A 14,526-nucleotide genomic window follows, 5' to 3' on the forward strand; every position below is an offset into this window, starting at 1 on the left:
TTCCTGAAAACAAATATATCCCTATTGTATTTATTTTCAGATTGATACTCCGAATATACAAAGATTTTCATTGCATAAGCAGTTATCTGGTTTCGATCTCTACAATCTTTTTTCCTTCTTCACCTAAATAATGAAGTACCAGCTTTTCATAGACTTTATAACCATCATCCACATTGGTAAATATCACAATTCCCTTTCCTGAATTGGGCAATACAATAGTGATACATCTTGTTCCCTGATCTGCTCCGCCATGAGATAATGCATATTCATCATTTCCAAGATCATATACCTCGAAACCTAGTCCGAAATATTTATTTTCTTTAACCTTTACCTGCTTTTTGACCATTTCTTTAAAAATTTCAGGCTTCAGATTTTTTCCTTTCATCACATGGGCCATAAAATTTCCATAATCTTCCACCGTGGTATGCAGATCATCGGCAGCATTAGCCGTTTTGATTTTTTCTATTGGGTAAGCTTCTCCTTTTTCGTTGTATCCTGTTACAAATTTTGATGCATCAGTGGCTTGGTCCCAAATGTAGTTTGTATGATTCATTTTGAGACGGTTAAAAATGAGTTCTTGTGCAAGCTGATCCAACGACTTCCCAAACTTCTTTTCGAGCGCTTTTCGAAGGTATTCAAAGCCTTCTCCTGAGTATTGATATTTTGTACCGGGATCAAACTGAAAGTTCAGTTTTTTATCAGTATTCATCCATCTCCAGTTGGGAAAACCACTCTGATGGCTCAGAATAATCCTTGTCGTCAGTTTTTGATGTCTTGGATCATTGATGATATCAGGATCTGTCCAGTACGTATCTAATGGTTCATCCAGCTTCCATTTTCCTAAGCTTATCATACGTAAGGCTACCATTGCTGTAACGGGTTTGGTGAGTGATGCTACGTTAAATAGGGCATCATGAGGTGCTGGAATTCCTTTTTTAAAATCTCCAAAAACCTTTACCTGCTTCAGCTTTCCTCCTTCAATAATTCCTAATCCCAGAGTAGGAATATTATTTTCTTTCAGCCAGCTTTCCATCGACTGATCATTATCAAACATGGTTTCACTATCAGTAGTCTGCTTTGGGTGATGATTAAAACTCAATGAATTCTTAAGCTTCCACTCAGCATTTTCCAACATCCAAAGGTGGGTAAACTTTGCTTCTCCCACTAATTTCTCAGCCTGATTTCCTACTTTTTCATAAAACAGATGATCTCCATTCTGAATGGCAGCATACATCTTTCCATCTTTATACATGGGATAAATTTCAGTGCTTTTCCCCACCAGAACTCTTTTGAGTTGATAGGTTTCCGGAGATTTGCACAATCCGGTTTTAAAATCGTTTATAAATTGCTTTCTGTCTTCATATCCGCCTTTATCGTGATAAAATTCAAAAGTATCGCTTAATAGACTTTCCATCTGGCTGATGTTGCAATGATTGTAACCTGCTGAAAAAAACAGACTGTCTTTGGACATTATTGTTTTGTAAAGAGGATCTGTATTTTTGATTTGTGCCTGTGTTATGCTAAAGAATAGGATGCAAAAAGAAACGATAATCTGTGAGAACTTTGCCATTGTTATTTTTTTGACAAAGATTATATTTTCATCAGTTTTTTCATTAAAAATGAACCCGACAAAAACCCGACAAAGTCCTGACACGTTTTATATCATACTGAATTTCAGATAGAAATACAATTTCTTATTCCGATCTATTTCTGCAGCATTGCGGATAATAATAAACACATTGGAGAGAACAATCAGAGCCATAAGGATCAGCGTAAACGGTCTCCCGAGCTTTAAAAAGATCCCGGTGAAGAAGATAACAGGAGCCATTACTGTCCAGATCATCTGAACCGAGATAATTTGTCTTACGAGACTATTCTTCTGCTTCATCGTAAACATCAGCAACAATGGAACGAGAATATTCAATGGAGGTAAAAGGATAAATAATAAGGATGAAAGGTTAATGATTTTAATGTAAGAATAATTGACCGGAATTGGAATTGGCTCTTCTTCTACTTTTGTTTCAACCTCATCAGGTTCATTAATGATCGGCAGCGGGGTCTGCAGTAATTCAACTTCTTCGATTTCCAATGTCTGTGCCAGTGTTCTTAACGTATGCCCCTTAGGCTCTGTTCCGGATTCTATGCGTTGAATGGTTCTCACAGAGATTTTTGATTTCTCTGACAGTTCTTCCTGAGTCAGATTTTTTTGTTCTCTTATGGTTTTTAGCTTGGACATCGTTTAGGGTATTCGAAAAAATTGTTTTGGCTAATTTACAGTTTTCCATTATTAAAAAACAGAAGCAGTTTTCTTTAGATCTAATGATGCTAAAAATTAATATTCATATAAAAAATTAAATGTATTTTTATTTAAAAATAACTTTCTATTTTTCAATCATTTACAAACCTCAACACCAGATCAGTTTATGGAAAATACCATCTCCAAATCCGAAATCAGGAAGAATATTGCCACTTATCTGATTCTCACTCTTCTTTTCTGTCTCCCAGTCTATTATATGTGTATCCGTACCGGAAAACTTGGTGGCGGAATTATATCATATGCCACTATTGTCATGTGGTGTCCCGCTATTGCTGCTCTTCTTACCTGCCGTATCCGGAAAATTCCTATTTCTTCCCTCGGCTGGAAATGGGGACTTACGAAATACCAGATCATGGCTTATTGCATTCCTATTCTTTACGCTTTCGTTCCTTATCTCATCATTTGGATCAGTGGAGCCGGTGGTTTCTATAATCATGAGTTTGTAGCTGAAGCAGGCAAAGGAATGGGCTGGAACCTTTCTGATAGTCTTACTATCATTCTATATATTATTCTGATGAGCAGCTTTGGAATGGTACGTTCTGTAGGATCTGCATTGGGTGAGGAAATAGGATGGCGTGGTCTTCTTACTCCGCAATTGGCTAAGATGAATTCTTATACGGCGACTTCTCTTTGGATGGGTCTCATATGGTCAATTTATCATTATCCTCTCCTGCTTTTTTCCAATTATAATACAGGAGGACCTAAATGGCTGGCTCTTTTATGTTTTACGATCATGATATTTGCTTCTTGTTTTATCTTCACCTGGCTCAGGTTAAAATCCGGAAGTTTATGGACGGGTGTTATTTTACATGCCAGCCACAATCTATTTATCCAGTCTATTTTCACACCGCTTACTGTAGATACAGGGAATACGAATTATTATATTGATGAGTTTGGGATCGCTTTACCTATCGCGACAGCTGTTGTTGCTTATTTCTTCTGGAGAAAAAGAAAAGAACTGCCAGAAGGTGAAAGTAAGGTTTAAAACTTTTTATATTTGAATGAAACAAAAACAGCATTCTGAATCATGTCAGAATGCTATTTTTTGGAACATCGTATTTTTATTTTAAATTATTTTTTCGGAGCTCTCCAATAGTCTTTCATAACTTTTATTTCGTTGCCCGATAATCCGTTGATATCCTGTTTCTCTTTCTACCCAGTCTGAAGGTTGTAAATAGCTGAGAATAGTATCCATATCACGTTCGCTAAATCCTTCTGAAAAACTTTCTTTGCCTTTTCTTGGGATGGGAGTCGGATAAATTTGATCTTTACGAGAAGGAGCCATTTCGGGACCTGCAAATATTTTCTTTCTGGCCTCACCCTCATCCTCTATTGCTTTTATCTCTTTTTCAAGTTTTTTTACATCCAGATTCCCTGAACTCTCATAACTCTCTTTCAATCTTTTAATGCTGTCCTGGGTTTCTCTGTTTATTTCCTGAATCTTATACTGAATAAACTTACCAGATCTTGTAGGTGGTTCTGCCAATATAAGCCTTTCATATCCAGTTGCTCTCCCCCCTAGCGCTGTTTCACCACTTCCCGTTTCAAACCATGTGGTCATTCTGCCTCCACTTTCACTTCCTTTTTCTTCCATATACCGAACCTTATATCCCAGCATAGCCATCACTTCCAGATTACCGCTTCTGAAGCCAAGGTGTTTTACATTCTTAAAGTGTGTATCAAAATATTCGTAGAGCTTAAACTGTCCCATACGGGTGTTTCCTCCCCATGCTTTCAGTGCGGGAGAGTTTCCTTTCCAGAATTCTGTAATATTGAATACTTTTTTGGATTGATAGTGTACATTAATCTCATTGGCTGTTTCATCATATTTCTTTGCTCTTTCTTTCACATATCCTTTATCTCCGGTAATGATGACGGCATCATACATATCCGCCACTCTGTGTACAATCTGTTTGATTCCCCAATAACTGGTATCATGTTCTATATGAATATCTCCGCCTTTTCCGCTGAAACGGGACCATAAAATCAGTAGATTATTTCCACTTGTGGGTATGCCTTGTTCTTCCAGCCATATTTTTATCGCATCATTCTGGCTTCCATTGATTTCCCATGCAACTTTTAATTGATTCCTCATTTCCTCAGAAAAATTTTTGGCGATGTATTGGGTTCCCTCTCCTACAGGCTTGTAGTATTTATTTTCAAATGCTCTTTTTGATAAATCATTTTTATATTGCTCTCTTATGATATTGAATGCTTCCATTTTCAGCTGACTTGCCAGCCCGGGAGCTCTCACTTCATTCACATTATGAGTATGTATCCTGTATTCTTCTATTCCTGAGCTTCTGTAGAACTCTCTAATTGATTTACTGTTGTCATACGGATCTCTCACATTTTCATGTTCATCCATCGTTGTAGATATTAATACATGGTATTGTTGATTGTTGATCAATGTTGCAGCGATAGCAAACATATCTCCTGTGGCGTATCCCGGTTGCACTATTATAAAGGGAATTACCTCCTCCGAATTTGTGTTGTTCTGATTATTCATATTATGATTTTAAAGGTTAGAATAAGTTATCAGACAAATTTCAAGGTAAAGCAGATGGTGATATAGAGGGGATGCACCTATTTTCGGAAACTCAGGGTTTACCCGTATTTACGAATAATGTATTCGGGCTTTCGAGTGTTTGAGTGTTTGAGTGTTTATCAAATTAAACTTATAGAATTTTTTTTTAGTTTATCATTTTTAAAATACCATTCATTCTTTCAAAATTTCACTCATGAGAGAATTCCCTTATTTTTTAAAATTCAGTTTTTTCCCTTAATGAAGATTTATTCTGTTTGATGAAATTTGTATCAGACAAAAGAGATCACCAATCTCATATTGAAGACTTAATCAAAAAATAATATAAAGGTTGAGTTGAAAGGAAAGTCTTTGAAAATAAAAACAATAGTAACCCATTAAAACCAGAATATGGCAGATACAGTAAACACCCAGACTACAGATGCAGTAACGCAGACGAACGTTACCGTACTTGGTGAGTCTCCCGCACAGGCTATGAGTATGCTTTACCAGATGGCCACCCATGCCAGTGGAATTTCCATCCAGAATTCTGTGACAAACCAGCAGAACTTGAACCAGCTCAACCCTGCGATTGTTGCAGATGCCATTAAAATCTTAAAAGGATAACCTAAAATCTTACCATCATGAGTGAACATAACAGTGAAAGCCAACAATCCCAGGCAGCCAATGCTACCACTCCGGCGGAGAAAGCTGTAGTATTTGTGAACAGTGAGGTATTGGCTCCGCCTAAGGCTTCTCCAATGACCGGAGTAACGAAAGTAATGATAGAACAGTCTACAGGAATGATGGTTCAGGATTTACAGTCTTTTTTAAAAGGATTCGAGCAGGTAGGTCTTATTGCATTAAGCAGATTAGCCAATAATTTACTGACGTATGGAACAACTTTCGGACCCGCTCCGGGAAGTAAAGAAACCTCTGTTCACATGGCCGAGAACCTTCAGGGTCAGGATGCAGGAAAAGGAAATGAAATGATGAAAGACTTATTCAAAATGGTAAGTGAATATGCTGAAGTAAAGGCAAAGATTTCCAATACTATTTATAATGTCAACACGCTTCCTGTCTCAGAAGCACCTTCTTCTCCCCCATCTTATACGGAAGTAATTCCTGAGACTGAAGATCCTGAAAAAAAAAACGAGTAGATCCGGTTCCGGAAGAAGTCTCATCAGAAAACGAAGGTATGAGAAAGAGCTTTATCACGGCTGATCATGGGGGAAAATTAGTATTAAAGTCAGTAAAACTGGCACAGCCACTCGTAAAACCAGAGATTAAAGAAGCAGTAATCCCTTCAGAAGAATCTGAAGTACATCCAAAGAGAAAAACAATAATCGCCCAACTCATTGAAAAAATTAAAATAAATAAGAGATGAATTATTCCTCAGTAACTAAACCCGCCAAAATTTTAAACCTGGAAAGTTTAAATGATTTAAATGAAAGATTATATCTGATCAAAAACAGTGAAATCAATTATCTGGACACCAAAAGTGCCGAGCCTAAAAAGACGGAACACAATTCGGAACGTTTTGTATTTAATCTTCAGACTTCCGATATTAATATTCAACCTTCCATAAGACTGGTGAACTGCCTCAACAGAGGAGGCAAAAGATACAATCATTTTCAGTCTTTTGTAGTGGAACCTAAAGATAAATCAACAGGAATTGCCGTGATTATGGTCAAACTGGATGATCCAAAGGTCTTTTACTGCAATGTAAGAATCTTACCTCTTACCACTCTGAACGAAATTGCCGTCCCGGATTATGATTCAAAGCTTCTCACAATTAATCTTGAAAAATCAAAATGGACGCTGAAAACCGATATTACCATCACGCCATCAGACACCGGCGAAGCACAATATTCTGTACATGATGTGGATGTAAGTGCTATTTCAGAACTGGTGACCCAGGATGAAGTCGTTGCATTAAAAAGGGAACTGGAGTTTCAGGCCTCCAAGCTGATTGCCCATTATTTTCAGGAAATACTGAGTATTGTTGTGAATGAAACTCCACCATCCGGCACCAAGTCACTTATTATTCCGGATGATTATATCCTTACTCTTCCTCCGCATCAGTTAAAAGAAATGTTGTCTGCCAGTGCGATTTCAGCATGTATCGCTTTGGAGATTACGGGATATAACGTGGTTAAAGATCTCAACCGGGACTGGAAATCTGCGTCTGCATTTATCAATTATCTGCTGTAATCGTTGTATAATATTCTAAAACAAGATGTATGCGCAGAAGAATCCGCAAGAAAGCTCCCGTTCCTAAAACTCCGGTACCGGTGACTGAACCAGAAATGGTAGAAAAAGAAATTATGCCTTTTGTGTTAAGACATGAAGATGAAATCGTGAACTATATCAAAGACAAAGCTGTCAAAGAGACGATGAAGTCGCTTGCTCCTCTCCTTGAAAAACTGGAAGAAGCCGTAAAACAGCAGGAATCTGCCCAGATTCAGGTTGCCACACAAGCTCCTCCTGATACTCCTGTAATGAACTATGAGGAACAACTGAAAAAACTTCAGGAAGCCTCATCAGCAAAGGTAAAGGAGAAAGAGCTCAAAATCATGGACCGAATGAATAAACTGAATGCCAGATTCGGGAATATCCGACCTTAGAACCATAAAAACAAAAATTAATATGGACGAAATTAATATAATCATTACAGGAATGTCTACTGCCGTGCCTCAGGCTATTTCCACACAGGTAAGTGCCCATTCTACCGGACAGATGCAGATCAATTCCGCACTGAATCAACAACGGAATGCGATGACCGGGATCAGCAATTACGTCATGGGCTTAAAAAAAATGAGTCCGAAAAATATGAAAATCAGGGAACTGGATACCTTAAGAAAAGGACGCTTCTGATTCAGTTTCCAAAAAAACTACGGATGCGGTTGATTTCCCTGCAAAGATGAAAGCTGGTGCCCTCAACATAATACAATCAGGTCAACATTTATTTTGCACTTTCTTTCAGATGCTGTCTATGCCCAAAAGCAGTCATTCAGAATCCATATTTGCCCAAAGGAATCCGGCATTGTCAGCATATCTGCAGGAATTTATTTTTAAGACAGATATTAAAAATAGAAGCCGCATCCTTTTACTATATAATATGCTTTAAACTCGCGCAGATTTTACAGATAGGGTTTCAACCATTGTATTCAGAGCCACCCTTCAAGTCTAATTTATTCATAACCTGTCAATACCAATGCCTTTGAAATCTTTTCATCTGGAGGATCTGTGGTGAGTTTAAAAAATACAACATAAAACTAGTTTACCTCAATAATTATTAACCGAGATCCAATCTCAAAAAAACAATTACAATTATGCCAGTTAATGAACAAATCACAGATGCAGTAACGCAATCTAACGTGAAAGTAGTAGGAGAATCTCCTGCAATGGCTCTAGCCAACGTGTACCAGTCTGCTGCACATTCAACAGGAATTATGTTTGAAAATGCAGTGAATGCACAAAACCAACAGAATATTTTAGGTCAGGCAGCAACCACTCAGGGTATTCTGCAGATCTACAGCCTGGATACGGTAGCAGATGCGGTTTCTATCGCGAAGATTCTTAAGCCGTAATTTTTTAAACTTTTTTGAGAAAAAAGTCATTCTCTCAGCCGGATAATCCGGTCGTTTTTTAACCTTAATAAACAATAATCATTATGCCAGTTAACGAACAAATCACAGATGCAGTAACGCAATCGAACGTAAAAGTAGTAGCAGAATCGCCTGCAATGGCTTTAGCTAACGTGTATCAATCTGCTGCACATTCTACAGGAATCATGTTTGAAAATGCGATGAACAATCAAAATCAGCACAACATCGTTACACAAGCAGCCACTACGCAGGGTATCACTCAAATTTACAGTAAAGATACCATTGCTGATGCTATCTCAATTGCTAAAATTCTTAAACCTTAATCCATTTTGTATACCGCAGAATACAATCAATTTTAGAACCGGAACATCCGGTTATTTTAACCCCAATAAACAATAATCATTATGCCAGTAAACGAAAAAATCACAGACGCAGTAACGCAATCCAACGTAAAAGTAGTAGCAGAATCGCCTGCAATGGCTTTAGCTAACGTGTATCAATCTGCTGCACATTCTACAGGAATCATGTTTGAAAATGCAGTAAATACACAAAACCAACAGAATATTGTCTCTCAGGCAGCTACTACACAGGGTATCACTCAGATCTACAGTCTGGACACCATTGCTGATGCTGTTTCTATGGCGAAAATCCTTAATCCGTAATCCATTTTTGCGAACAGCTTAAATTCCTTATCCGAACAACCGGAAAATCCGGTTGTTTTTTAAACCCAAATAAACAATAATCATTATGCCAGTAAACGAACAAATCACAGACGCGGTAACACAGTCGAACGTAAAGGTAGTTGCAGAATCTCCTGCAATGGCTATAGCCAACGTATATCAGACAGCAGCCCATTCTACAGGAATCATGTTTGAAAACGCAGTGAGCGCACAAAACCAACAGAACGTTGTCACTCAGGCAGCTACTACACAGGGTATCGCACAGATCTACAGTCTGGATACCATTGCAGATGCTGTTTCTATGGCTAAAATCCTTAATCCGTAATCCATTTGCGGACCTCTTTAAAACTATTATCCAAACCGCCGGAAAATCCGGTTAACCTTTAACCAAAATAAACAATAATCATTATGCCAGTAAACGAACAAATCACAGACGCAGTAACGCAGTCAAACGTAAAAGTAGTAGCAGAATCTCCTGCAATGGCTTTAAGTAACGTTTATCAATCTGCTGCACATTCTACAGGAATCATGTTTGAAAATGCAGTGAATGCACAAAACCAACAAAACATTTTAGGTCAGGCAGCAACTACTCAGGGTATTCTGCAGATCTATAGCCTGGACACTGTAGCAGATGCAGTTTCTATTGCTAAAGTATTGAATCCTAAATTATAGTGTTTTTTTAGATTTCTTGTTATCAGGGAGTACAGTTATGTGCTCCCTGATTCTTTTTGGGTAGAAACTATTTATCAAATAATACAATTTCGTTGGGATCTATTACCTTGTTTTGTACAGCGTAAATAACGAGTCCTGCCATGTTTTTCACTCCTGTTTTGATCATGAGATTGGTCTTATGGGTTTCTACCGTTTTGGGTGAGATAAAAAGAGAATCTGCAATTTCCTTAGTACTCAATTGCTGGCACACCAACCGTAAAACATCTATTTCTCTTTCGGTAAGTTCATTCCTGGAAAAAGCGTGAAATTCCGGAAGTTTATTGGAAAGCTGGGTTCTCATGACATCAATCTGATCATTGGAAAAATAATGTCCGGTATGGTGAACGGTTTTGATGACCGCCAAAAGTTCTTCCAGTTCAATTTCTTTGGGTAAAAAAGCGTGAGCACCCATCTTCAGCATTTGTCCCATGAATGAGCGGCGGTAGAAGCTGGAAAGAACAATTATTTTTGTTTCCGTTTCTTGTTTGGCGAGTTCAGCCATTACTTCAAGACCGTCACCATTTGTCATCCTCAGATCCAGAATCAAAATATCTAAGACTGCAGAATTCTGCTCTGTGAGAAACTGATTCCCACCTGTAGAGGTCAGGACAACCTGATAGTCTCCATTATTTTCAAAATAGTTTTTCAAAAGCTGTACAAACAGCAGATCGTCATCTACAATTCCGATTTTAATTGTTGAGTGTTCCATGTTTATTTTTATTGTATGGCCATACAGGCAATGAATTTTGTGCCTTTTTCAGGCTCTGTTTTAAATTTATAAATTGCTTCAATTTTTTGTGCTCTTGACTGAATATTTCTCAGACCAATACCTCCCGATTGATTTTCTGCAATAAATCCTCTGCCGTTATCTTCTATCGTCAGCATCAGATAGTTCAAAGATATTCTTAAGGAAACCTCTACTCTACTTGCATCAGCATGTTTCAGGATATTGGTGATCAGTTCCTGTACGATTCTGAAAAGATTCAGTTTTACAGGACTGCTGATTGGGGTTTGTATAGCGAAATGCCAGAAAATCACATCTATATTTTTATTAACCTGTTCAAGGTAATCTGCCAGTAAATCCGCTAACTCAATTTCATCAAGATCCGGTGGTGTAAGGTTGTGAGATAACTCCCGGATCAGCTGCATTGATCTTTTTAAATCACGATTAAGCTCTTCTGTATTTTTATCATTAAGATTCAAACGGATGAGATTCAGCTGTGAGATGATATTATCATGAAGTTCTTCCGCCAGATATTCTCTGTCCTGTTCCTGCAAAAGCAGCATATTCTCCCAATATTCATTTCTTGTGTTCCGAACTATCCTGGAGACTTTCTGCTTGTTTTTCTTTATACTTTTTAAATAATTAATCACCAATAACGTAATTAATAATGTTGTTAAAGAAAACAGTCCAATACCAATCCATATCCATACAACTATCTGATCCTGATTTTCCCAACGCCACATCCCAGATTAATAAAAGCAATGTAAAAAGACAATAGCAGAATGCCTCTGAAAAGCCAGATAGGGGCTACCCAGTTCAGGTGGTTGCTGATTAAAAAATTATACGTAGTGGATATGAGACATTCTATAGAAAAAAACAGAAAAACAATAATGTTTACAACAAACATATTCCTATCTGTTCTGCCTTCCCTAATGATTTTCATAAAATAGGAAGCTGCATAACTACAAATAATAATGCTGGTAATAATATTGGAATAAAAGGTAACCTGCATATCATTTTGTACATACAGCACATTCGTAATCAGGGTTAATATTGCATAACCATAGATCATCCATTTTAGCTCACGGGAAAGCTGAATATAATAATTGCCATAGATCACCGTGAGAACTATCAAACCAAAAAACTGGCTCAACATATAATTGTATGTATTGAATGTATTCAATTTCATCATTCGGCCGGCTAAATCTGTCAGCTCAAGCATGAATTCTCCTAAAAGAAGTACAATCACAGAAATTTTAGTTTTCATCCCTTCTTTTACCAATATAATCAGCCCTGTACATAAAACGAGATTAATAATAATCTGCAGATACAGGGATAAACTGTTATACGAAAACACTGGTGCTTTGCTTCAGAAGTTGATAATCATTAAGAGTATCAATAATGGTAAAAGGAGGTCTTGGGGTAGAATAATTTTCTGCGGTCTCACTCATATGATTAATGGCAAGGCTTTTCACCGTAATAATTTCAATATGATAAGGGAAATCCGGATCTTTTTTTTCCAGATCATCTGTAAGTCCGAAGAAACTGGTACATGTCTGCGATCCCGTAATTCCCATTTTCTCATAATCTGAAAACGGAATGGAAATCAATTGAAACATGTCTTCTGTTTTCTGAGCCTGCAGCCACGAGGTTCCAAACATATTCCATCTGAAGTTTCTGTTAATGGCGGATTCTGCAGTGATGGGAGGAACATCTAACACAATATCATTACTGCTTTCTATTTTGGATTCACTGAAATTCCGTAAAAAATCTTTGGTAAGAATTGTATTGAAATTAGCATCTTTATCGCTTTTAGAATCAATCAGGAAGAATTTCAGCTGGTCTTCATGAATGCCCACATACACATGAATCATTTTGGGCTCTGCTGTTTCCAAATTTTTTTTCCATTGTTCAATTTCTTCACCTGAAACGCTGAAGTGAGTTCCTTGATTTAAAAAAATCAAAATTTCCGATCCTTTTATATCAATTCCATTTTTATAAGAATCAATAAGATTTTTCCATTTTCTGATAGCTTCAAAGATGTTTTCAGTAGTCATAGTAATATTTATTTGTGAATGATAATTATTTTATGTGTTGAAATTTACAAAAAAAAGAGAATGGTATTTATTTTTAAATCACATTCAGGTGGAAAATAAAATTTAATTGAATAAAAATTAACTATTCTTTTGTCTTTCATAAAATTAAATCAGACACACCCCGTATCTTTGCACCGGAAATCCTCTCACTTAAAGAAATACTCCCATGATTCCATTTCACGAACTTATATTTTTCATTCTGGCTGCACTCATTTTAGTCATCAGCCCTGGCCCCAATATGATTTATCTTATTTCAAAGTCTATAACACAGGGTAAAAAGTCTGGATTTATCTCATTAGCCGGAGTAGTATGTGGGTTTTTATTCCATATCATCATGGTTTCTTTCGGTCTGACAGCTGTTTTGCTGGCTGTACCACTAGCTTATACTGTCCTTAAAACACTGGGAACTGTATATCTTTTATACCTTGCTTATCAGGCTATAAAACCTAAAAGCAGGAATATCTTTGATGTCGATAGGAATGTGGCTCATGATAGCCCCAAAAAGCTTTTCACCATTGGTTTTTTAACGAATGTATTAAACCCAAAAGTGGCTGTCTTTTACCTGTCATTCTTTCCTCAGTTTATCAAACCTGAGTATGGTTCTGTTTTCACGCAAAGCCTGGAATTGGGAGTTATTCAGGTTCTGATCAGTTTCAGCATCAACTTTATCATTGTACTAACCGCTTCAAGAGTCGCGCTGTTCTTTTCCAATAACCCAGTCTGGATAAAAGTTCAAAAATGGTTTATGGCCAGCGTACTGACTTATCTGGCTATAAAAATGGCATTTTCTAAGGCAAAATAAATCCGGAACAGGTTTCTTTCTGTTCCGAATTCCGGTGTATATTCATATAAAATCTGACTTGAGGAAAACATCATGATTATGCACCGCGAATTTGAGATTAATCTTTTGACTGTGCAACCGTGAAAATACGTAATTTTACCATTGCGTATTATCCTCTTCACAACAGGTTTAAAAGATGAAACAGACCATTCCCACCTATAATTTAAACGGCATTACCCATCATCAATTTCATGTGAAAAGGATGGACAAAAGCACTCAGGAAGCTGAGGATATTCTGCTGGATAAGGGGATACACCGGGACAGTCATTATATTTTCACCTGTATGGAAAGCGGCCATGTAAGAATGATGGTTGACTTTAAAACAATTGAGGCCAAAGATTCCACTATTTTCTGTGTATTGCCGGGGCAGGTGCATCAGGGGCTTTTAATGAAAGAGGTCTGCGGATGGTTTGTTGCTGTGAAAGCAGAGCTTGTTCCTGATTCGGTACGTTCTTTTTTCGATGAGTCTTTGGGTGAAATACAACCGCTGTCTATGGATAAAAGCCTTGTCAAAAAGATTAATACAACAGCCGGTTTACTTCATGCTGCCTATACCAATGAAATGCTTTCCACTAAAGAAGGATTTTTGGTCGTTCAGTCACTTCTCAATGCCTTTCTCGGCATGTTTGCTTTGATATATTCTCAGAAAAGTATTTCTCCGGCTTCAGGAGAAAATCGTGCATTACAACTGTCAAGAGCATTCAGGAGTTTGGTTCGAAAAGATTTTAAAACCATGAAAAGTCCATCTGAATATGCAGAAGCTTTAAATATCACCAGAGGATATCTGACTGAAGCCGTTCGTGAAATAACGGGAAAGCCCGCACAGCATTGGATTCATCAGGAAATTTTAATTGAAGCCAAAAGATTACTGGTTTTTACCAATTTGAGTGTAAAAGAAGTGGCTTATAAGTTGGGATACAGTGACCACACCTATTTCAGCCGTTTATTTTCCAAACTGGAAGATCAATCTCCTTCTGAATTCAGGAATCAACACCAATAGCCACTCAACCACGAATAATCCA

Annotated in this window: 21 protein-coding genes; 14 read left to right on the forward strand and 7 right to left on the reverse strand. The window is 37.3% G+C overall.

The window, feature by feature from the left end:
- Nucleotides 1-82: 82 nt before the first annotated feature.
- Nucleotides 83-1,570, reverse strand: coding sequence for a serine hydrolase (locus CQ046_RS18475; RefSeq protein WP_105703701.1), 1,488 nt, complete (start codon nucleotides 1,568-1,570; stop codon nucleotides 83-85).
- Between the two features lie 87 nt (nucleotides 1,571-1,657).
- Entirely contained in the window at nucleotides 1,658-2,236 is a 579-nt protein-coding gene (locus tag CQ046_RS18480; RefSeq protein ID WP_105703702.1) for a helix-turn-helix domain-containing protein, read from the reverse strand.
- 187 nt (nucleotides 2,237-2,423) lie between these two features.
- On the opposite strand from CQ046_RS18480, the gene CQ046_RS18485 reads away from it, so the two are divergent.
- Nucleotides 2,424-3,302 carry a CPBP family intramembrane glutamic endopeptidase gene (locus CQ046_RS18485; RefSeq protein ID WP_105703703.1) on the forward strand — a complete coding sequence of 293 codons (879 nt, stop codon included), beginning with the start codon at nucleotides 2,424-2,426 and terminating at the stop codon, nucleotides 3,300-3,302.
- 81 nt (nucleotides 3,303-3,383) lie between these two features.
- On the opposite strand, the gene CQ046_RS18490 is transcribed toward CQ046_RS18485, so the two are convergent.
- Nucleotides 3,384-4,826, reverse strand: coding sequence for a hypothetical protein (locus CQ046_RS18490; RefSeq protein ID WP_105703704.1), 1,443 nt, complete (start codon nucleotides 4,824-4,826; stop codon nucleotides 3,384-3,386).
- A 426-nt stretch (nucleotides 4,827-5,252) separates the two neighbouring features.
- Between CQ046_RS18490 and CQ046_RS18495 the strand changes: the two genes are divergently transcribed.
- The 11 genes from CQ046_RS18495 (at nucleotide 5,253) to CQ046_RS18545 (ending at nucleotide 9,804) form a co-directional block, all read left to right on the forward strand.
- Nucleotides 5,253-5,468 (forward strand): RebB family R body protein, encoded by a 216-nt coding sequence (locus tag CQ046_RS18495; protein ID WP_047433885.1) that lies wholly within the window; start codon nucleotides 5,253-5,255, stop codon nucleotides 5,466-5,468.
- 17 nt (nucleotides 5,469-5,485) lie between these two features.
- On the forward strand, nucleotides 5,486-6,001 hold the full coding sequence (locus tag CQ046_RS18500) for a hypothetical protein (protein ID WP_105703705.1): 516 nt from the start codon (nucleotides 5,486-5,488) through the stop codon (nucleotides 5,999-6,001).
- Nucleotides 6,002-6,039: 38 nt separating this feature from the next.
- On the forward strand, nucleotides 6,040-6,228 hold the full coding sequence (locus CQ046_RS18505) for a hypothetical protein (RefSeq protein ID WP_105703706.1): 189 nt from the start codon (nucleotides 6,040-6,042) through the stop codon (nucleotides 6,226-6,228).
- On the forward strand, nucleotides 6,225-7,055 hold the full coding sequence (locus CQ046_RS18510; protein ID WP_105703707.1) for a hypothetical protein: 831 nt from the start codon (nucleotides 6,225-6,227) through the stop codon (nucleotides 7,053-7,055). The genes CQ046_RS18505 and CQ046_RS18510 overlap by 4 nt, the downstream gene beginning before the upstream one ends.
- 29 nt (nucleotides 7,056-7,084) lie before the next feature.
- A complete protein-coding gene (locus CQ046_RS18515; RefSeq protein ID WP_105703708.1) occupies nucleotides 7,085-7,468 on the forward strand; it encodes a hypothetical protein in 384 nt (127 codons plus the stop codon).
- A 22-nt stretch (nucleotides 7,469-7,490) separates the two neighbouring features.
- Nucleotides 7,491-7,718, forward strand: a complete 228-nt coding sequence (locus CQ046_RS18520) for a RebB family R body protein (protein ID WP_105703709.1) — start codon at nucleotides 7,491-7,493, stop codon at nucleotides 7,716-7,718.
- Nucleotides 7,719-8,176: 458 nt separating this feature from the next.
- Nucleotides 8,177-8,434: a RebB family R body protein gene (locus CQ046_RS18525; RefSeq protein ID WP_047378383.1), complete on the forward strand. Its 258-nt coding sequence runs from the start codon at nucleotides 8,177-8,179 to the stop codon at nucleotides 8,432-8,434.
- A gap of 83 nt (nucleotides 8,435-8,517) precedes the next feature.
- On the forward strand, nucleotides 8,518-8,775 hold the full coding sequence (locus CQ046_RS18530; RefSeq protein WP_228406993.1) for a RebB family R body protein: 258 nt from the start codon (nucleotides 8,518-8,520) through the stop codon (nucleotides 8,773-8,775).
- A gap of 81 nt (nucleotides 8,776-8,856) precedes the next feature.
- The gene (locus CQ046_RS18535; protein WP_047378385.1) at nucleotides 8,857-9,114 is read left to right on the forward strand and encodes a RebB family R body protein; all 258 of its coding nucleotides are present in this window, start codon (nucleotides 8,857-8,859) and stop codon (nucleotides 9,112-9,114) included.
- An 85-nt stretch (nucleotides 9,115-9,199) separates the two neighbouring features.
- The gene (locus tag CQ046_RS18540) at nucleotides 9,200-9,457 is read left to right on the forward strand and encodes a RebB family R body protein (protein WP_105703711.1); all 258 of its coding nucleotides are present in this window, start codon (nucleotides 9,200-9,202) and stop codon (nucleotides 9,455-9,457) included.
- An 83-nt stretch (nucleotides 9,458-9,540) separates the two neighbouring features.
- On the forward strand, nucleotides 9,541-9,804 hold the full coding sequence (locus CQ046_RS18545) for a RebB family R body protein (RefSeq protein WP_047378387.1): 264 nt from the start codon (nucleotides 9,541-9,543) through the stop codon (nucleotides 9,802-9,804).
- Nucleotides 9,805-9,871: 67 nt separating this feature from the next.
- Here CQ046_RS18545 and CQ046_RS18550 read toward each other — a convergent pair whose 3' ends face one another.
- The 4 genes from CQ046_RS18550 to CQ046_RS18565 all read right to left on the reverse strand — a co-directional run bounded on the left by CQ046_RS18550 (nucleotide 9,872) and on the right by CQ046_RS18565 (nucleotide 12,624).
- The gene (locus CQ046_RS18550; protein WP_105703712.1) at nucleotides 9,872-10,552 is read right to left on the reverse strand and encodes a response regulator; all 681 of its coding nucleotides are present in this window, start codon (nucleotides 10,550-10,552) and stop codon (nucleotides 9,872-9,874) included.
- Nucleotides 10,553-10,560: 8 nt separating this feature from the next.
- Entirely contained in the window at nucleotides 10,561-11,310 is a 750-nt protein-coding gene (locus CQ046_RS18555) for a sensor histidine kinase (protein ID WP_105703713.1), read from the reverse strand.
- The gene (locus CQ046_RS18560; protein ID WP_123906647.1) at nucleotides 11,280-11,834 is read right to left on the reverse strand and encodes a hypothetical protein; all 555 of its coding nucleotides are present in this window, start codon (nucleotides 11,832-11,834) and stop codon (nucleotides 11,280-11,282) included. Before CQ046_RS18560 ends, CQ046_RS18555 begins: the two co-directional genes overlap by 31 nt.
- 76 nt (nucleotides 11,835-11,910) lie before the next feature.
- A complete protein-coding gene (locus CQ046_RS18565; RefSeq protein WP_105703715.1) occupies nucleotides 11,911-12,624 on the reverse strand; it encodes a hypothetical protein in 714 nt (237 codons plus the stop codon).
- Nucleotides 12,625-12,829: 205 nt separating this feature from the next.
- Between CQ046_RS18565 and CQ046_RS18570 the strand changes: the two genes are divergently transcribed.
- Entirely contained in the window at nucleotides 12,830-13,465 is a 636-nt protein-coding gene (locus CQ046_RS18570; protein ID WP_105703716.1) for a LysE family translocator, read from the forward strand.
- 175 nt (nucleotides 13,466-13,640) lie between these two features.
- Nucleotides 13,641-14,504 (forward strand): helix-turn-helix domain-containing protein, encoded by an 864-nt coding sequence (locus tag CQ046_RS18575; RefSeq protein ID WP_105703717.1) that lies wholly within the window; start codon nucleotides 13,641-13,643, stop codon nucleotides 14,502-14,504.
- Nucleotides 14,505-14,526 lie beyond the last annotated feature (22 nt).

The organism is Chryseobacterium sp. MYb7, assembly GCF_002979455.1.
In the GTDB taxonomy this organism is placed as follows: domain Bacteria; phylum Bacteroidota; class Bacteroidia; order Flavobacteriales; family Weeksellaceae; genus Chryseobacterium.